The following is a 17,589-nucleotide window of genomic DNA, read 5'->3' on the forward strand; positions in this document are numbered from 1 at the left end:
GACTCGTGATGCCCGATAAATCCGTTGCTGTGCTGCCCTTATGGGCTGCAATCGTTACAGCACTGGCCTCCGGCCCGATCATGGATGCCGGATTCCCCGACATCAGCGTCTGGCCGATGACGTTTGTGGGCATCGCCCTCATGCTGCTGGCTCTTCGTGGTCGACGCTCATGGTCGGCATTCCTTGTCGGCTTTCTCGGCGGCTTTGCGTTCTACCTCACGCACATCTCGTGGGCGTCGCTATTCTTAGGCCCCGTTCCCATGCTCGCGCTGTCGTTCTTGGAGTCGCTCTTCGTCGCCCTCGGGGCGCTGGCGATCACGCTGGCGTATCGCTGGGTGCCTCGGGCGTTCGGGGCAGGCTGGGGCACAACGCTAGGGCTAGCCATCGTCGTAGCGGGCCTCTGGACAGCCCGCGAAGCCTGGATGAGCGTGTGGCCCTACGGCGGCTTTTCTTGGGGCCGCGTCGCGCTCTCTCAGGCCGAGAGCCCGCTTGCACCACTTTTTCCGTGGATCGGCGTCTCCGGCGTGAGCTTCACCATTGTTCTCGTCGTCGCGCTGGCTCTCGCCGCCGCCGAATACTCGTGGCGCCACTACGGCGAGCTACCTCTGGATGCCCGCGCTCAACATGTGTCGCGCGCGCTTCGCACAGCGTTCGTGCCGGTCGCTGTCTTCGCGCTCATGCTCAACGTGCCGACATGGCAGGCGACGCTCGACGGCACGCTGCGTGTTGGTGCCGTTCAGGGTAATGGCAAGGCTGCCTATTTTGACGAACGCGAGCGAGGCGACCTCCTCGCGGCCCAGCTTGCCGCGACCGAGCCTCTCTATGGCGACGAGCTCGACCTCGTCGTGTGGCCCGAGGGTGGTACCGACGTTTCACCACTCAGCAACAGTTATGCGGCATCCGCTTTCGACTACGTGGTCGAGCAGGCCGGCGCACCCCTTATCTCCGGTGACATCACCGAGCGGGATGGCGAAGTCTTCAACAGTCAATTGTTGTGGATGCCGGGAGAGGGCGTCGTGGATATTTACGACAAGCGCCATCCAATTCCCTTCGGCGAATACGTGCCGAATCGCGAGTTCTGGGCGCAGTTCGCTCCCGACCTCATTGGACTCATCGCGCGCGATTACTCCATCGGTACGACTGACATGGTCTTTGACGTCAACGGCGTCACGGTCGGTGTGAACATTTGCTTCGATATTGTCGATGATCAAATCTTGACCGAGTCGGTCGAGCAGGGCGCGCAAGTAATCATCGCATCGTCGAACAACGCCGACTTCGGCATGACGGACGAGAGCGCTCAGCAGCTGGCCATGGCTCGCATCCGCGCACTCGAGCTGGGCCGTAGTGTTGTCAATATTTCTACCGTAGGACTCAGCGCGATCATCGCTCCGGATGGAACCACAATCGCCGAGGTTCCGTGGTACACGGCCGCCACGATGGTGGAGGATGTGCCGCTATCGACGAGCATCACGCCTGCGGTCGTGTGGGGTAGAGAGATTGAATGGCTCGTGTCGGGACTCGGACTCGGTGCCCTTATCGTTGCAGGATTGGCCGGTCGGAGAAAGAATGCCTAACGTGGTCGTGGTGGTTCCCACCTACAACGAAATCGAGAACATCGCCTCGATCGTAGGTCGCTTGCGCCAAGCGGTGCCGCGTGCCCATGTGCTTGTCGTGGATGACTCGAGCCCCGACGGAACGGGGGAGCGCGCTGAAGAACTTGCCGCTGCTGATCCCGGAGTATCGGTGCTCCACCGGCCCGCCAAGGAAGGGCTAGGAAAGGCGTACCTCGCGGGCTTCGCGCTCGCTCTGGAGCGTGGGTACACCTACATTGTCGAAATCGACGCAGACGGCTCTCACGACCCCGCCGAGTTACCTGCGATGATCGCCCTCGCTCAAGCCGGCAACGATCTCGTCATCGGATCACGCTGGGTACCGGGCGGTTCAGTAAAGAATTGGCCGTGGTACCGGCACAGTGTGTCGCAGGCCGGAAACACTTATGCCCGCCGAGTTTTGCATTCAGACATTCGCGATCTCACCGCAGGCTTTCGGGTGTTTCGCGCGAGTGCTCTGCGAGAGCTTGGCCTTGATGGCGTTTCGTCGCAGGGATATTGCTTTCAAGTGGAACTGGCCTGGAACTTAGAACGTGCCGGCTACCGGGTGGCGGAACATCCGATCACCTTCGTCGAACGCTCAACGGGGCGCTCTAAGATGCACGTAGGGATCGTTGCCGAAGCACTGCTCAGGGTTACCGGATGGGGTGTCTCGGCAACCCTGAGCTCAGTACGTCGTTAGGCGCCGATCTTCTGCTGACCGCGACGGGCGCGCAAGAAGTCGAGACGCTCTTGGAGTAGCTCTTCGAGCTCAGGACGAGTGCGCCGTTCCAGCAGCATGTCCCAGTGGCTACGTGGAGTCTTGACGTCGACCTCATCGAGTTCGACCAATTCGCCCGCATCATCAAGAAGCGTTCCCTCTTGACCAGTCTTGGCATCTTGCCACTGCTGGGGAACTTCGGCATCTGCCGCGAACATCACTTCAAAAGTGCTGCCATCGGCCGCCTTGTACACGCTCTTTTTCCGCGGGGAAAACTCCACACCCTCTTCGCTCTGTAAGCTCTGGGTGCCAAGTCTCATGCCGCGCAAGCTGCGATCTGCCATCGTGTGGCCTCCTTCAATTCGCGGTTTCTACAAGTAATAAACCCTCTTGCTGAACGAATGCTTCCAAGCGCGCAGTCTTAACAGCGAGTTGTCAGCATTCGCCAACATGTCTCGCTGTCGTGAAGTGGGGATCGTGCGACTATCAGGCGCGGGTGTTCACAACTTCGAGGGCGAGGTCTGCTCGATCGGTGACGATCCCATCGACACCGAGGTCAAGCAGGTGACGCATTCGCTGCGGGTCGTTGATCGTCCAGACATGCATCTCTAGTCCGAGATCGTGCACGCGAGAGATCATCCGCTGAGTGGTCACCCGCAACCCTAGCGCTTTCTCAGGTACTTGGATGGCCACTAACCCAGAAAGTGAACGTCGCACGGCGGGGGAGAGGCCGACTTTCGCGCTCAGAAGAGCCATCACGAAGCGCCGAGCGGATGCGGAACTTGCGATGCCAGGCAATTGTTCGACGGTCGCGGCCCGGCGGTTCTCGTCGAATGACGTCACGAGAACGCGATCGACGGCTTTCATCTCGCGAATCGCGCGCACGCTCGGAAGCACGGCGCCCTTGATTTTTACGTCCACGTTGAAGCGCGTCTCTGGAAATGCGTCGAGCGCCTCGGCGAGAGAGCAGAAACCTTGACCATCGCCCAAGTCGATACGACGCAGTTCTGCCATCGTGAGTTGCTCCACCTTGATGGCGCGACCCGCGACGCGAGCGAGGCTGGGGTCGTGAGCGACAACCGCAACCCCATCGAAGCTGACGTGAACGTCCGTTTCTACAAACTGCGCACCAGCGGCGACGGCTTTCGCGAAAGCAAGCAAAGTGTTTTCGGGTGCGTCAAGCGCAAGCCCCCGATGCGCGAACACGCGGGGGCTTGCGGGGGAGAGATATGACGACGTGGCGCTAGCGCGCGACTGGTCCCTTGCCACTGAAGAATCCTTCACCAATGCCTTTGAGTGCTTCCGTCAATTCTGACGGGATGATCCACATCTTGTTGGAATCACCGTCTGCAATCTTAGGCAGCGTCTGCAGGTATTCGTACGCCAAGAGCTTGGGGTCGGGATCACCTTCGTGAATCGCGGCGAAGACAGTCTTAATGGCGGCGGCTTCACCATCGGCCCGAAGCACTGCTGCCTTCGCTTCGCCCTCAGCTTCGAGGATTGCTGCCTGGCGCGAACCTTCTGCCTCGAGAATGGCAGCTTGCTTGGTTCCCTCAGCGGTCAGAATCTGCGCACGGCGGTCACGCTCGGCACGCATCTGCTTTTCCATCGAGTCTTGAATGGAGAGGGGCGGGTCGATGGCCTTGAGCTCGACTCGTCCAACGCGGATGCCCCACTTGCCGGTCGCTTCGTCAAGAACTACCCGCAGTTGGGAGTTGATGTTGTCGCGACTCGTGAGCGCTTCCTCAAGGTTGAGTCCACCCACGACGTTGCGCAGCGTGGTGGTCGTGAGTTGCTCGACGGCTCCGAGATAGTTACCGATCTCATAAGTGGCTGCACGCGCATCCGTTACTTGAAAGAACACCACGGTGTCGATCGAGACAACGAGGTTGTCCTCGGTGATGACCGGCTGCGGTGGGAATGAGACAACCTGTTCGCGCAGATCGATGAGGGGCAGCATCCGATCGATGAAGGGTACGAGGATGTTGAGGCCCGGGAGCAGGGTTTTGCGATACTTTCCGAGGCGTTCAACAACGCCGGCGCGTGCTTGCGGAACAATGCGAATCGCACGGAACAGCGTCACAAGCACGAAAATGGCGAGGATGACGAGCAGAATCACCACAAATACCTGGCCTACAAAGCCAGCGGGATCGGTCACTTTTCTTCCTTTCTCGGCGGCTATGTTGTCGCTCGAGGTTGAGTGTTGCCAGATTGAGGTGTTTCGAGAATGACGACCACTATCGCGCCTTCAATTCCCGTCACAGAAATTCTTTTGCCGACCGGCATCGCTGAGGGAGCGGTGCCATCGCCAATGCGCGCGGTCCACGTTTCGCCGTTGTCGAGTTTCACCTCGCCCACGCCCTTCCGGAAGGAACCGGTGACGTAGCCGCCAAGGGCATACAGCGCTTCCACGTTGCTCTTAGCTGGATCAGCACCCTTTTCGAGATTCATCAAGAGAACGGGCCTGATCGTAAAAATGAGGAGGCCAGAGATTGCCGCTGCGAGGGCAATTTGTACGTACCAGGGCCAGCCGAGAAGGTTCGCACCAAGACCACCAATGAGTGACCCTCCCGCAATCATGAGGAAAGTGAACTCGAGAGTGAGCACTTCGACAACGATGAAGAGCACAACGAGGGCCAGCCACAGAATCCACAAGTATTGGGTGAGGTCTACGAGCATTAGCTGGCGCCCTTCATCGTTGCGCTGTTCGACAAATCTTCAATCACGACGCTAGCACTTAGATCACTGCGGAGCGCCGCTTCGACCGGTAAAGTCGTAGCGTGAATAGCGAAAATTCGAATCCTCTGGCCGCTCACTCGCTCGAAGGCGCTCGCGCGCTCATCACCGGATCGTCCCGGGGGATTGGCGCGGACACCGCCGCCTACTTCGCGCAGGCGGGTGCTCGCGTTGCCGTGAACTACCGCAATAAGGAGGCTCGCGCGCTCAAGTTGGTGGCGCAGCTCAACGAGACCGATGGTTCCGCTATCGCTATCGGTGCCGACCTTACCGATCCCGAAACTGTCTCGGCGCTCTTTGAGACCGTCAAGGAAGAGTTCGGTGGCCTTGAGATTCTGGTGCTCAACGCATCCGGCGGCATGGAAGGGGGCATGGCTGAGGATTACGCCATGCAACTGAACCGCGACGCGCAGGTCAACTTCTTGAAGACCATGATGCCTCTGTTGCACGAAGGTTCACGCGTCGTATTTGTGACGAGCCACCAGGCACACTTCATTCGCACGGTTGAAACCATGCCCGAGTATGTTCCTGTCGCGCTCAGCAAGCGTGCCGGCGAGGATGCACTGCGCGAACTGATTCCCGAGCTCGAAGCCAAGGGCATCAGCTTTGTTGTCGTCTCCGGAGACATGATCGAGGGCACCATCACGGCAACGCTGTTGCAGCGCGCCAACCCCGGTGCGATTGAGGCCCGCAAGGAGGCCGCCGGCCGACTGTACAACGTGAGCGAATTCGCCGCCGAAGTTGCCTCTGCCGCGGTCGAGCCCGTGCCGGAAAACAACACCCGCTACGTCGGCGACGTTTCAGACTTTCTCACCAAGTAACGGTCCCGGGATCCACGTGCACCGCTCAGAAACAGTTCGTGCTGTTCGAACGCGCTGTGGCCGGCTGCCGAGCGACGCTCTCCAGCCCGGGTCTGCTATTCGGAGGGTTTCCAATCAGCCTCAAGCTGATCTGCCCACCCGCTGAACGCCGGATCACCAGTGAGGCGCGAGAGCGTGTTGAGCTGCCAAGAGTGGATGACATGGTATTTCTCGTTCTGCCAGCGTTCGCGAGCACAGAAGTTCTCTTGCACGCAGTAGTACGAAATGTCTCCGGAGTTGCGGATCTGAGGCATGATGCTCAGCACCGTGGTTGCGCCACCGTCGACGTACTCCGCGACTTCAGGATCTTGAGTGAAACGCCAGTAATCATAAAGCCCGAAGATCGCGAATACTTGACCGTTCAGAACCATAAGGGGAGCCTGATCCCCAGCGTACTCTTCGAACCACAGGTGGTCGTCGTCAATGAACGTCGACCACGGTTGTGTCGCTGAAGGTTGCTGCTGGAAGCTCACCCACGTGTGATGCGCAGCAGCGGCCCAGCGCTCGTCTCCAGTGGCCTGAGCCAGTCGCGTGAACAAGCTCAAAGCTTGACCCTGTGCCATTCCAGACCACCACGGTGCCGTAAGGGTTCTGTCGTCGTAGGTCCAATCAAAGGAATACGGATACCACCAACCCTCTGCACGTTCCGTTCGCATGGTGAGCAGCTGTTCCGCCTGGCGCACAGCGCGGTCGAGCCATAGCTTCTCGCCCGTATGTTCGTACTCAATGAGCGCGGATAATCCATACTGCGCGTAGACGACGGGGTGATCCACTCGAACACTATTGGAGTTGCGTTCGTAGTACACAGCTAGTCCGGTGTCATCAAGCTCACGAGAGGCGACATCCGCTGGTGGCCGGTCACTGTATGGTTCAGCGACTTCTGAATTCAGAGTCCAACCCGATGTCTCCCAACTCCATTCCGCGCTGTGAGGCACTTCAGGCGACGAGGTCAGTGTCGGACGTGGTGTCGACGTGCACGCGGACATCGTAGCGAGTGCGAGGAATAGCAGGAGAGCACCGCGGACAATTCCGGGTCGACGACTGTGTTGCACTTGGCGAGCCTACTGCTTTCTTTATGCATCGCACAGTGAACAAAGAGCAAACATCACCTTTACACTGGTGGGATGACTCGCCCTGTGCCGAAGTACTCTGTCGCCGACCTCGAATATCTCAATACCGTCGACTGCGTTCGATTAACCAACGATGACGCGGTCGCGTTGGGTCTGATCGCCATTCAGCTCATTAGGGAGTGGGACCTCAATCTTGCAGTCGAAATCGCACTCGGTTTAGACGTGGTGTTCAAGGCAAAGCTCAAGGACACAAACGTCGAGAACGACCCCTGGCTTGCGGGCAAGGCTGCTGCCGCCATACGGTTCGAAGAGCCGTCGATGCTGATCAAACTCCGCCATCTTGCGGCTGGAGCACCGTTTGAGGATCGCACCGACGTGGATCACGACCACGTGAAAGCCCATGGTGGGTCCATACCCTTGCGAGTGGGCGGCAAGGTCGTCGGCACGCTCACCATGTCGGGGGAGCCGGACGCGCTCGATCATGAGGCAGCCGCGGAAGCCCTCGCTCGCTTTCTCGATAGCCGCAAAGGGTCTTTCTAGACAGCAGAAATTGACATATTCTCCAATTGTGGGTGTATTCTGGAGATTGCAGCCGCCGCGCACTGCTTCACTACCAACGCGAGCGAACACGACACCCAGACAGGGGAGAGGCATGGGTAGACCACCGACAGGGCCCGTCATCGCCGCGGCCACGATCAGCCTCGTCACTCTCGCAGGGTGCACTTCGGCAGCGATCAACAACGCGGCAAGCGACTCGACAGAGCAGGTAGCCGAGGTCAGCACGAGCGTCGGCGATAGCAGCAGTGAAGCTTACGTTATGTCAGAAAAACTGACGGTGTTCGAGTTCGACGTTCAGGATGAGAAAGTATTGGCTCACACCTCGTCCCTGAGCGAATCAATCGACACGTCTGCATTCACGCCGAAAACTGGCCGAGTCGCCATTTATTCAGACTGCATCGGACCGGGACGACTCACGATTGCACTCGGCGACGGCACTGAAACGTCGCGTGAGTGCCGCACGAGTGCCGAGGATCCCGTTCACAGAGACGACCTGGCGGTCGACGCATCGGGACGCTATTCAGTTTCCATTTCGACGACCAACGATCAGCCGTGGGCTGTGACAGTGACCGAGTTGCCGCCAGGGTAGCCAGCGGCGCTATTGAGGTCACCAGTCGCCATCAACCCCTCTCGGCGCCATGGTTGGTATCCGATAATGCACATTATGTCAGCTTGTAAATGAAATGGTCCCTCACCACAGATAATCCCGTAGTAATCACTGGAGGCTACGAATAATGGACTTCGTTATCGCCGTCGTTCTTGTCGGCATTTTTCTCTACATACTCCACGGCGTCATCCGCAGTGCCGTTCGTGATGGCATCCTGATGGCTGACAAAGAACGCGAGTCTGCCACGGCGCCTCACTCTGAATAATCCTCAGAGGCGTTAGTCAGAGCAGGCGGCCGATTCGACCGCCCACTCCCCTGCATCGTTATGAGAGCTCGAGCCTCAACGGCTTCCGGCGCTTTCAGGCAAGGCGCCGCTCAGTTACGACGCACCGACTGAGTAAGCAGGTCCTCATCGGGCGTTAGTCCGCGCTGGCGAAGAACGAGGAGCGCCACCCCCGCGATCACGAGCATGAGGGCCAGCTGCAGCGGTAGCGCGTTCGACGACCCCGTGAACGCGAGTGAGCCCTCCCCCGATGCCGCGATCGTGAGGGTGGTCCAGCCGATAAGCGAGCCGTCAGCCGCGGTAACCACCAGTCGGTGCACCCCCGGCGTGATGGTCGTGGGAATCGTCGCTGTCACAGCGCCAGCAGCAGACACCGTCGGAGAACCAAGCAACGTGGGCGTGGAGTAGATCCACGTGTTCACGACGTCTCCGGCCAATGCAGCACCAACGACGATCGTGATCGTGTCACCCGGCCGTGCGCTGGCGGGACCGGATACCGCACCGCGATTCGAGTCGAGCAGGTCAGCCGCGGGAATCGCAACCGGAGCGCTAGGGCCAGTCGCGTCAGTGGGGTCAGTGGGGTCGGTCGGGTCGGTCGGGTCCGTCGTTATCGTGCAGTCGATGGCGCCCGCCCGCAGCGCGAAACCGTCAGTGTTCGAGTCATCCGACCAGTACACGGGCTTCGAACCCGCCGCACACTCAGACTGCGCTGTCACCGCGAAGCCCTCGTTGTTGATGTTCGGCATGCCGCTCGGGCGCTCGAAAACGGTTGCGACCTCGAATGAGCCGTCAGCCGCGCCATCCTGAGCGATTTCGAGAAGGGCGCTGCGTCCGTTGCAGGTGTCATCGCAGACTGCCCAGAGCCCGCCGAGAGCAGGGTCAAACTCGAGTTCCATGACACTCGAGAAGCCGCTTTTGATAGTCGCGACGCGCTGGAATGCCCCGGAGTTCTGGTCGAGCGCATAGGCGTAAATTGTGCCGTTGGCTTCTAGCCCGACGAAGAAGAGCCCGTCGCCGTGACCGCTATACGTGCTGGGGTCGTAGAGGGCGTTAGTGCTCTCGTCGACGAACCCTTCCGCGACGAGGTAGCTGTCAGGAATCCACGCGATTCCTTCGAGTCCGGCGTTCGCAGCAACTACAGGTAGATCAGAAGTGAGGTTCCATTCGTGGCTGGCCGTCAATTCGGATGCTGCGCCAGAAACGTCATAGCGAAGAATCGTCGGGCGACTCACCCCGCCATTCGCGTTGTCGCGCTCACTCGCGATGAAGACTCCCCCGGAGGCGCCAGCTTCGGTCAGCGCAACTCCTTCGGCATCGACATCACCGGTTCCATCGGAGTAGTGCAGCAACTTGCCCGCGGTCCACGAGTCGCTCATGGCAGGCACCCAGTTCGCTCCGTCGAAGACCAGTTTGTAGAGTGCCCCGGGGCCGTTCTTGGCCGCCCAGAGAACGTCGCCCGAATCAGCAGCCTCAAAAGCAAGACCGCTCAGGTTGTCGCTGAACGCATCCTTTTCATTCACGGTCGACACTGACGTTGCCCCTGGCCAGGGCGCTGTTTCGAGCTCGCCGACACAGCTGTTGGCCGCGCCCTTAGTGGAAGATTTCGACGTCTCGAACTCGCCGGTTCCGTCGGGGCAGCGTGCATACGTTGTTGCGGCGTGCGAGGTCCAGCTGTGACCGTCGAGAAGCGTCACGCCGTCAGCCTCGAAGAGTCTTGCCGAGTCTCCCCCGCCGAGCCCAAAGTCAGGCTCGACAACGAGGTAGTCGCCCGCAGCGATAGTCGTGCCCGCAGCGAGCGTGAAGGCGTGGCTGTCGTCGTTGTCCTTGAGAATGAAGCCCGAAACATCCACGGAATCAGCGCCGTTGTTTTTCAGCTCGACCCAGTCCTTCGATTCACCACTGGATTCGATTTCGTTGATGCGGATGGGCGCGCTGCAATCGTTGACTGACCCCTTAGTGGAGCTCGTGGTGTCGACAAACTCTGAACCACACACCCCGAGGGTCGTTGGCGAGTGGCCGCTCCAGCTGCGGGAATCGATCGTAGTGAAACCGTCGGCGGCGAAGACGCGAACCGAGTCGGCTGTTCCGAGACCAAAGCTCAGGGCGGGCTGATCGAAGACAAAGTAGCCACCAGCGGCGAGCACCGTGTCAGCAGGGATTCGCGCAACGTGGCTGTCGTCGTTGTCTTGAATGACCCAGTTGGAAATGTCCACTGCACTACTGCCGCCGTTGAACAGTTCGATCCAGTCGGTGGCATCGCCATTCGACTCGATCTCGTTGATCCGCACATCCGGAATGACGGCCGCAACACAATCGTTCGCGGCGCCCTTGGTCGCAGTATTGGTCGTCGCGAAGTCGCCGATCCCGTCGGGGCAGCGACCGTAGCTTGTAGTGGCGTGCGCTTCCCACGAGTAGCCATCAATCAGGGTGGTACCGTCCGTGTCGAAGATGCGAGCGGAATCTCCCCCGCCTAGGCCGAAGGACGGCTCGACGGCAAGAAACGCACCGGGTTCGATCGTGGTCCCGTCAGCGATCGCGTCGGTGCGACTGTCGTTGTCGTCTTTGAGAACGAGGCCCGAGACATCCACGGTGAAGGCACTGATGTTGGTGAGTTCGATCCAGTCGTTTGCGTCGCCGTTTGATTCGATCTCGTTGATGCGCACGGCCGCCGCGGGGGTGATCTCGCACGCGTTCGCAGCACCCTTCGTTGACGCCACCGTGTCGCGGAACTCCCCTATGCCATCGGCACAGCGGCCGTAAGTGACGGCCGCGTGACCGTCCCAAGCGACAGCATCGATAGCCGTGACGCCGTCGGCCGCGAAAAGTCGGGCGGTGTCTGCTTTCCCGAGCCCGAAACCTTCCAGATTGGCGTCGTCGTTGACATCGATAACGAGATACTCGCCCGCAGCAATCGTTGAGCCGGCCGGCAAGGCAAGGTCGCGATCGTCTTTGTCGTCCTTCACGATCCAGCCCGACACATCCACAGTCTCGGTTCCTGTGTTCACGAGCTCCACCCAGTCGAATTCATCGCCGTTCGACTCGACCTCGTTGATACGAACCGGGGATACTTCAGCGGCACCCGCAGGAACTGACGAGACGGTCGCTGCGGTTGCGAACAACGGCACCGCTAACGCGAGGGAAGTGAGGATGGCGGCAAGGGACCGTCTGCGCATGGGAAATGCCCTTTCGAGGCTGCGAGGAGAGCGCCGGTTCGGGAGAGCTGGCGTGCGCAGTCTTGGGGAGGCATATGAACCAGCGGTGAACGCAAATCGACCGGATAGTGCGAACCGCGTAACGCCGGCGACCCCGCGCCTGCGCCGACGCACGAGCTCTGAGCATCGTTCTCGGTCGCTCGATGCGTCTGTGGATATAGTGTAGAAAACTCAGATACGTTACACTTTCCAGATGGAAAGTGATTCCGCGGACTCCCCCACCGCCCCACATCCCGCCCCACAAACCACGCGGGCTGAAGCCTCTCGGCAGCTCCAGCAGTATCAGGATGTGCGCGATTCGGTGAAGCAGCGGGGCCCGTCCCGCGGCTTTGCGTGGTTCAGCATCTGGAGCGCTCTCATGGGAGCCAGCTATGTTGGCGTGTTTCTTCTCGCGTTTTCCGGGAGCATTGGCACAGCCGGCGACAGCGACCCCGATAAGTTCTCGCAGACATCGCTACTCATCGTGCCAATACTGGCGTTCACCACGATGACCACGGGCACTCGAGAACGGTTCGGGATCCAAAGAGCGCTGCCACGAGCAGTGTGGATCCCGTTGGTCCTCGCGTTTATTGCAATGGCCGTTCTGTCAGGGCTGTCCGTGTTTGACGTACCCTACTCGCGTTCGCTCATCCCTCTGGTCGCCCTCGCCGTTTTCGTTCCTCTGGCCGCACCCGCCATAGCTCAACTGATCCAAGTGCCGCGTTCACGCAACCCGGCGCGCCGCAGTTCCGAGCCGCTCAGTGCACCCGTTCGGTGGAACACGGGGATCATGGGAGCGGTAGCAGGCCTACTCATCTCCTTCGGCACTATTCCGATCGTCTCGTCGCTGCTGATGATCGCTGCGCTCGCGGCCATCGCGTTCACATACGTGCTGGACGAATCCGCATGGACTCTGCCCCGAGTCGGTTTCGAATGGGGCTGGATGCAGTGGACTGCGTTCGGCACCACCACGAGCACGCTCTTCGCTTTCGCCGTTCTGGCTCCGCTGGCAAAGTCACCATCATTCGCGGCATCAGTAGCCGCTGGCGTCGCTGTATTTCTCATCATGCTCGTGGCTTCGGCGTTACCCGCACCCAGAGACACCCGTTCATGAAACAGCATCCACGTCACCAGCTCGATGATGCGTTTCTCACGCCGATACGGCTGTCCCTCATGGCCGCTCTCGGCGCCAGAAATGAGATCGATTTTGCGACGCTCAAACAACTCCTCGAGGCCGAAGACTCTGCACTTAGCAAGGCGATCAGCTATCTTGCGGATGCTGGCTACGCAAAAGTTATCAAAGGAACGGTCGGCAATCGTGCGCGCACGTGGGTGACCTCGACGGCATCCGGGTATCGCGCGTATCAGCAGCACCTGCTGGCGCTTAAGGCAATCATCGATCAGGGATAAGCACATGAAGTGCGCCCAATTAGGCTCCGTGGACCGGCAACCTCACTGCTCGGCCCAGCGCGCCCGCGGCTCGGAGGGCTTTCACAATCTTTGTCTAATAGTTTTAGTGAGCACATCTGTTCCCTGCCCAAGCACCCGATGACAGGACCACCTGAATGCCACCCCGCGACTCGCAATCCTCCGCCAACTCATCCGCCGGCAAAGATCTCACGGTGAAACAGCAGCGCGATGCGCGCCGGGCGGAAAAAGTCGCCGCGATGAAGAAAAAACACGCTGCGGAGAAACGCCACCGGATGATCGGGATCGTCCTTGGCATTGTTGCCGCGGTCGGGGCGCTGGCGCTCGTCATCGTGTTGGTCGTGACGAACGGAACCCCGCGCACGAGTCCCGAGGCAATTGAAATCGAGGGACTTCAGAATTATCCGAACATCACCGCCGGCCATGTCACCGGGGCGGTTGAATACGAACAGAGTCCCCCTGTCGGCGGTGAGCACGCCGCGGTCTGGCTGAATTGCGGCGTCTACACGGAGCCTGTTCCCAACGAAAATGCCGTGCACGCTCTTGAGCATGGAGCCGTCTGGGTTACGTACAACCCTGAGCTAGTGTCCGGCGACGAACTCGAAGAGTTGCAAGGCTCCGTGCCGTCGACGTACTCGGTACTGTCGCCGGTTGTTGATCTTCAAGCTCCCGTCATCATCTCCGCTTGGGGAAACCAGGTTGAACTTGATGGAGTGGACGATCCGCGGATGCAGGACTTCGTCGATAAGTTCTGGCAGGGCGGCGATGCACCAGAGATCGGCGCTTCGTGCTCCGGAGGTATCGACGGCGGCGGACGCATCGCATGACCGACGGCGACAGCGGTTCGCCACGCCACTCTTGGCTCCGTGTAAGCGCCATGGCGATCGCAGCGATTCTGCTGGTTGGAGTTGGTGTCCTCGTCGGGCAAAAGTTGCTACCGGCTGAATCCTCGGATCCCTTGACGACGAGTGCGGAAGCCGGCTTCGCGCGCGATATGCAGACGCACCATCTGCAGGCTGTCGACATGTCGATGATCATTCTGGAAAAGAGTGAGAATCAAGCCATACGCACCTTGGCCTATGACATCGCCACGGCGCAGGGCCAGCAAGCGGGACAAATGTTCGCGTGGCTCATCATGTGGAATTTGCCACAAGCGTCTAGCGAACCCCCAATGACCTGGATGATGGATGACGACGAACACGACTCGCACGGCACTTCGGATTCCGACTCCTCGACGGCGATGACAATGCCTGGGCTGGCTACCTACGATCAGATGGAAGCGCTCAGAGCGAGCACCACCGATGCTGACGCCATGTTTCTTGAGCTCATGATTGCCCACCATGCGGGCGGTCTTGATATGGCCGAAGGCCTTCTCGAGCGCTCCGCTAACGATGTCGTGACGTCGCTGGCCGAGGGAATGGTGGAGGTGCAAATGAGTGAGATTACCTACATGAACGAATTGCTCGAAGGTCTAAAGGAATAGAGCTCAGACTCCACGGCGACGAAACAGCACCCACGCGATCGCGAGGCTGCCGGCCGCCCACAGAATCAGCACTGCCATCTGCGCGCCGGGTGGAGGCTGCACAATGTTGCCAAACTGAAACCACGGGTGGAAGAAATTCGGGCCCAGCGTCTCTGCCGCTTCGCGCCCCGACGGAAATACTCGGCCAACGTTAGTGAGCCACACAAGCGGGGTGTCGACGGTGACGCGTTCCATTTGGCTCGTCAGGGTCGGCACGACGACGAAGATCGCCGCCAAGGCAAATAGTGCGGCGGACGGTGAACGAGCGATCACGCCCACACCGCTTCCGAGTGCCGCGACTAGCCCGAACGCGATCGTTCCTTTGGCAATCGATATCCACACGACGCTCGCGGTGAACATCGCGGGGATTCCTTGGTCCTGCTGAATGGGCGTTGCGACTATTGCGGCCAGCAGTAATCCGATTGCCCCTGCTGCCATCGCCGCGGCGACAGCAACCCCTGTTTTCGCAGTGAGCACCCATCCGCGCAGCGGAACCGCCGTGAGCGCCGGGCGGATGTTACCCGTAGCAAAATCTGAGGTGGCGATCGTGGCCCCCAGTGCTGCGATCAAGAACTGGCTCAAAGCTAACCCACCAGTTATTGCGGTCATTTGCTCGTCAAAGGTTTGCGAAGCTAAATCCCACGCAGTAATTGGCGCCACCAGAATGTCAGCAGCATTTCTGGTGCCAGCCCAGCGCCACGCCATGAAAACCATTGAACCCGCGCTCAACGCCAGCAGCCACCGCGATGACGGCAGAGTAAGCGCCTTCAGACCTTCGGATCGAACTACTCCCATGAAATTCAATCCACGGGCAGAGCTCTCTACTCCCATCGCCCGCCGCGAGACTCGTGACTGACGACCAATGCGCGAGACTTCCAGATGCACTGACCGTCGTACGAAATTTGCAACTGCGGCTGCTAGGAGGAGCACTGATCCGGAGGCGAGCACCGCGAATCCCGTCGACGGCTCCAGCGCCGACGCAGGAGTCCCTTCCAATACGAATGGCTCTGCCGGTGCTCGCGTAGTGAGCGCTTGGAGTGCGCTGGCCGGGAGCAACTCGACGAACCGCGGCACCCAATTCCCCCCGAGATAGAAAAGTGCGCTCGGCATCAACAAGATAATCCCGACAAAGACGATTGATGCAGAAACCACTGATCGCGCGAGCGCGCCAAACGCAAGGCCCAGCACCGCGAAGCATGCAGCGCCCGCGACGACGCTGAGCAACAACTCGGCCGAACGATCGAGGCTGGGCAGGGTGTAACCGCGCGACGTCAGCGTGATGGACGACATCCAACCAGCGACAGCCGTCCCCGCCGCCACGGTAAGCGCGGAGAGACCTATGGCCGGCAACGTCTTCGCCAAGAGGAGCGATACGCGCGAGGGCACGGCAGCCAACGACGCCGCCAAAGAATCGTCTGTGTACTCCGACGTTATGGCGATGAGACCCAGAGTCGCGGATAACACCGCCAGCGGTAACGCACTCACCGATATCGATTCGAACAGCGTTGAGGTGCCATCGGCGTCCAGATCGGTTCCCACAACCAGCGGCACGAAGAGCACGCGAACTGTCGCCAGCGCAACCGGGAGAAGGAACATCAGCACCACGATGAGACGCGGCGCGCGAAGAGACCAGAGCTTGAGTAACTCCGAACGAACAACACCCCAGGCTTGAGTGAGCCCCTTAGTCTCGACTCCGCGTGCAACAGCGGAACTCACTTCTCCGATCCCTGCCGGTATTCGATACTCGAATCGGTGAGCTGGCGATATGTTTCTTCGAGCGATTCCACGTGAGTGCGAAGCTCGGTAAGCGGAATGTTCAACCGAGCCGCCAGCAGCCCGACGTCTTCAGCAGTCGAACCCACGATGACCAACGTGTCGTGCTCCTCGGCAACGCTTGCGCCAGATACAACGAGCGGCTCGATCAGGTCGCGCGCGCGGAGGCTGCGCACCACCACGCGTTCAGCGCCCTGAAGGCGGGCGATGTCCGACAATGGAGAATCCGCGAGCACCTTCCCGCGCCCGACAATCACGACGTGGTCAGCGGTGCGTGCAACCTCGTTAATCAGATGGGACGAAAGCAGCACCGTGCGCCCCTCCGCCGCGAAGTCGCGCACTAACTCCCGAAACCACATCACGCCATCAGGATCTAGACCGTTGACGGGCTCATCAAACACAAAAACGTCGGGATCGCCCAGCATGGAGGCTGCGATTCCGAGGCGTTGCCGCATCCCTAACGAATAGCCTCCCACTCGACGAGAGGCCACACCGCTGAGCCCCACCTCTTCGAGAACGAACTCAACGCGATCGTTCGAAATCCCATGAGTGAGCGCTAGCGCCTTCAGGTGGTCGAAGCCGGTGCGGCCCGGATGCGCGTTTCGGGCATCCAACAGAGCCCCCACACGAAACAGCGGGTTTTTGATGCGCCGGTAGGGTTTGCCTCCCACGAGGGCCTCCCCCGAATCGGCAGTCTCGAGGCCGAGCAGGATGCGCATCGTCGTTGTCTTGCCCGAGCCGTTTGGCCCGAGGAAGCCAGTTACCCGTCCAGGCAGAGCCGTAAAGCTAAGGTCATCGACCGCTGGCGTGTCGCCGAAACGCTTCGAAAGGCTGCGGAACTCGATCAAATTTTCTCCTATGACACATTCAGTGACCCCGCTCAAGCGTAAGCGGCGAACCCAGCAACGCGAGCCTCATTCAACTACCCGAACTGAACCCACACAGTAGTTTGTGCGCCGCACCGTGCGTGAGAGTTCAGGATGTTCCCGCCGCCATTTACGTAAACCCAGCTTCCATAGTCCGTCCATGCGGGGAAGGGCCAAATTGCATTACAGCGGACGTTAACACGCACGTCACCCACACCGCTGCACGACGCGGTCGCAAGGGTGCCGCTAGTGCCAATGTTGGTACAACTGACTGCTGCATTAGCGGGTGCCACGATAAGAAGTGGACTGAGAAGCGCGAGACCAACCGCAGCGATGAGTCCCTTTGAACGTAGTTGTGAAGATTTCATAATAATTCCTCTCATTT

Annotated in this window: 18 protein-coding genes; 10 read left to right on the forward strand and 8 right to left on the reverse strand. The window is 59.9% G+C overall.

The window, feature by feature from the left end; genetic code table 11:
• Window positions 1-8: 8 nt before the first annotated feature.
• Together lnt and ACR3YK_RS12145 are read left to right on the forward strand one after the other, a co-directional pair.
• Window positions 9-1,574: an apolipoprotein N-acyltransferase gene (gene lnt, locus ACR3YK_RS12140; protein ID WP_486176416.1), complete on the forward strand. Its 1,566-nt coding sequence runs from the start codon at window positions 9-11 to the stop codon at window positions 1,572-1,574.
• Complete coding sequence (locus ACR3YK_RS12145; RefSeq protein WP_486175102.1) at window positions 1,567-2,292, forward strand: polyprenol monophosphomannose synthase; 726 nt, start codon at window positions 1,567-1,569, stop codon at window positions 2,290-2,292. The genes lnt and ACR3YK_RS12145 overlap by 8 nt, the downstream gene beginning before the upstream one ends.
• On the opposite strand, the gene ACR3YK_RS12150 is transcribed toward ACR3YK_RS12145, so the two are convergent.
• From ACR3YK_RS12150 to ACR3YK_RS12165, 4 genes are all read right to left on the reverse strand, one after another.
• Window positions 2,289-2,654: an RNA polymerase-binding protein RbpA gene (locus ACR3YK_RS12150; protein ID WP_486175103.1), complete on the reverse strand. Its 366-nt coding sequence runs from the start codon at window positions 2,652-2,654 to the stop codon at window positions 2,289-2,291. The two genes, ACR3YK_RS12145 and ACR3YK_RS12150, sit on opposite strands and share 4 nt — an antisense overlap.
• Window positions 2,655-2,796: 142 nt before the next feature.
• Window positions 2,797-3,579, reverse strand: a complete 783-nt coding sequence (locus ACR3YK_RS12155; RefSeq protein WP_486175104.1) for a glycerophosphodiester phosphodiesterase family protein — start codon at window positions 3,577-3,579, stop codon at window positions 2,797-2,799.
• Window positions 3,554-4,468, reverse strand: coding sequence for an SPFH domain-containing protein (locus tag ACR3YK_RS12160; protein WP_486175105.1), 915 nt, complete (start codon window positions 4,466-4,468; stop codon window positions 3,554-3,556). Before ACR3YK_RS12160 ends, ACR3YK_RS12155 begins: the two co-directional genes overlap by 26 nt.
• A gap of 20 nt (window positions 4,469-4,488) precedes the next feature.
• Window positions 4,489-4,989: an NfeD family protein gene (locus ACR3YK_RS12165; protein ID WP_486175106.1), complete on the reverse strand. Its 501-nt coding sequence runs from the start codon at window positions 4,987-4,989 to the stop codon at window positions 4,489-4,491.
• A 101-nt stretch (window positions 4,990-5,090) separates the two neighbouring features.
• Here ACR3YK_RS12165 and ACR3YK_RS12170 point away from each other — a divergent pair, with 101 nt between their 5' ends.
• Window positions 5,091-5,867, forward strand: coding sequence for an SDR family oxidoreductase (locus ACR3YK_RS12170; RefSeq protein ID WP_486175107.1), 777 nt, complete (start codon window positions 5,091-5,093; stop codon window positions 5,865-5,867).
• A 95-nt stretch (window positions 5,868-5,962) separates the two neighbouring features.
• Here ACR3YK_RS12170 and ACR3YK_RS12175 read toward each other — a convergent pair whose 3' ends face one another.
• Window positions 5,963-6,679 (reverse strand): D-glucuronyl C5-epimerase family protein, encoded by a 717-nt coding sequence (locus ACR3YK_RS12175; protein WP_486175108.1) that lies wholly within the window; start codon window positions 6,677-6,679, stop codon window positions 5,963-5,965.
• A gap of 351 nt (window positions 6,680-7,030) precedes the next feature.
• Here ACR3YK_RS12175 and ACR3YK_RS12180 point away from each other — a divergent pair, with 351 nt between their 5' ends.
• From ACR3YK_RS12180 to ACR3YK_RS12190, 3 genes are all read left to right on the forward strand, one after another.
• A complete protein-coding gene (locus ACR3YK_RS12180) occupies window positions 7,031-7,516 on the forward strand; it encodes a heme-binding protein (RefSeq protein ID WP_486175109.1) in 486 nt (161 codons plus the stop codon).
• 112 nt (window positions 7,517-7,628) lie between these two features.
• Entirely contained in the window at window positions 7,629-8,123 is a 495-nt protein-coding gene (locus ACR3YK_RS12185; protein WP_486175110.1) for a hypothetical protein, read from the forward strand.
• A 145-nt stretch (window positions 8,124-8,268) separates the two neighbouring features.
• Window positions 8,269-8,406, forward strand: a complete 138-nt coding sequence (locus ACR3YK_RS12190) for a hypothetical protein (RefSeq protein WP_486175111.1) — start codon at window positions 8,269-8,271, stop codon at window positions 8,404-8,406.
• 110 nt (window positions 8,407-8,516) lie between these two features.
• Here the strand turns inward: ACR3YK_RS12190 and ACR3YK_RS12195 are convergent, their stop codons facing one another.
• On the reverse strand, window positions 8,517-11,597 hold the full coding sequence (locus ACR3YK_RS12195; protein ID WP_486175112.1) for a lamin tail domain-containing protein: 3,081 nt from the start codon (window positions 11,595-11,597) through the stop codon (window positions 8,517-8,519).
• Window positions 11,598-11,829: 232 nt separating this feature from the next.
• Between ACR3YK_RS12195 and ACR3YK_RS12200 the strand changes: the two genes are divergently transcribed.
• The 4 genes from ACR3YK_RS12200 (at window position 11,830) to ACR3YK_RS12215 (ending at window position 14,526) form a co-directional block, all read left to right on the forward strand.
• On the forward strand, window positions 11,830-12,729 hold the full coding sequence (locus ACR3YK_RS12200; RefSeq protein WP_486175113.1) for a hypothetical protein: 900 nt from the start codon (window positions 11,830-11,832) through the stop codon (window positions 12,727-12,729).
• On the forward strand, window positions 12,726-13,025 hold the full coding sequence (locus ACR3YK_RS12205; protein ID WP_486175114.1) for a transcriptional regulator: 300 nt from the start codon (window positions 12,726-12,728) through the stop codon (window positions 13,023-13,025). The genes ACR3YK_RS12200 and ACR3YK_RS12205 overlap by 4 nt, the downstream gene beginning before the upstream one ends.
• Before the next feature lie 212 nt (window positions 13,026-13,237).
• Window positions 13,238-13,870, forward strand: coding sequence for a thioredoxin-like domain-containing protein (locus ACR3YK_RS12210; RefSeq protein ID WP_486175115.1), 633 nt, complete (start codon window positions 13,238-13,240; stop codon window positions 13,868-13,870).
• Window positions 13,867-14,526, forward strand: coding sequence for a DUF305 domain-containing protein (locus tag ACR3YK_RS12215; RefSeq protein ID WP_486175116.1), 660 nt, complete (start codon window positions 13,867-13,869; stop codon window positions 14,524-14,526). The genes ACR3YK_RS12210 and ACR3YK_RS12215 overlap by 4 nt, the downstream gene beginning before the upstream one ends.
• Window positions 14,527-14,529: 3 nt before the next feature.
• Here ACR3YK_RS12215 and ACR3YK_RS12220 read toward each other — a convergent pair whose 3' ends face one another.
• Window positions 14,530-16,281 (reverse strand): hypothetical protein, encoded by a 1,752-nt coding sequence (locus tag ACR3YK_RS12220; protein ID WP_486175117.1) that lies wholly within the window; start codon window positions 16,279-16,281, stop codon window positions 14,530-14,532.
• Window positions 16,278-17,186 carry an ATP-binding cassette domain-containing protein gene (locus tag ACR3YK_RS12225; RefSeq protein WP_486175118.1) on the reverse strand — a complete coding sequence of 303 codons (909 nt, stop codon included), beginning with the start codon at window positions 17,184-17,186 and terminating at the stop codon, window positions 16,278-16,280. The genes ACR3YK_RS12220 and ACR3YK_RS12225 overlap by 4 nt, the downstream gene beginning before the upstream one ends.
• Window positions 17,187-17,589: the final 403 nt, after the last annotated feature.

The organism is Salinibacterium sp. 10G20-15, from assembly GCF_057365065.1.

Coding starts and splice junctions, on each gene's coding strand:
- lnt (WP_486176416.1), top strand. CDS start 9: ATGCCCGATAAATCCGTTGCTGTGCTGCCCTTATGGGCTGCAATCGTT.
- ACR3YK_RS12205 (WP_486175114.1), top strand. CDS start 12,726: ATGAAACAGCATCCACGTCACCAGCTCGATGATGCGTTTCTCACGCCG.
- ACR3YK_RS12195 (WP_486175112.1), bottom strand. CDS start 11,597: ATGCGCAGACGGTCCCTTGCCGCCATCCTCACTTCCCTCGCGTTAGCG.
- ACR3YK_RS12145 (WP_486175102.1), top strand. CDS start 1,567: ATGCCTAACGTGGTCGTGGTGGTTCCCACCTACAACGAAATCGAGAAC.
- ACR3YK_RS12200 (WP_486175113.1), top strand. CDS start 11,830: ATGGAAAGTGATTCCGCGGACTCCCCCACCGCCCCACATCCCGCCCCA.
- ACR3YK_RS12190 (WP_486175111.1), top strand. CDS start 8,269: ATGGACTTCGTTATCGCCGTCGTTCTTGTCGGCATTTTTCTCTACATA.
- ACR3YK_RS12180 (WP_486175109.1), top strand. CDS start 7,031: ATGACTCGCCCTGTGCCGAAGTACTCTGTCGCCGACCTCGAATATCTC.
- ACR3YK_RS12185 (WP_486175110.1), top strand. CDS start 7,629: ATGGGTAGACCACCGACAGGGCCCGTCATCGCCGCGGCCACGATCAGC.
- ACR3YK_RS12150 (WP_486175103.1), bottom strand. CDS start 2,654: ATGGCAGATCGCAGCTTGCGCGGCATGAGACTTGGCACCCAGAGCTTA.
- ACR3YK_RS12165 (WP_486175106.1), bottom strand. CDS start 4,989: ATGCTCGTAGACCTCACCCAATACTTGTGGATTCTGTGGCTGGCCCTC.
- ACR3YK_RS12215 (WP_486175116.1), top strand. CDS start 13,867: ATGACCGACGGCGACAGCGGTTCGCCACGCCACTCTTGGCTCCGTGTA.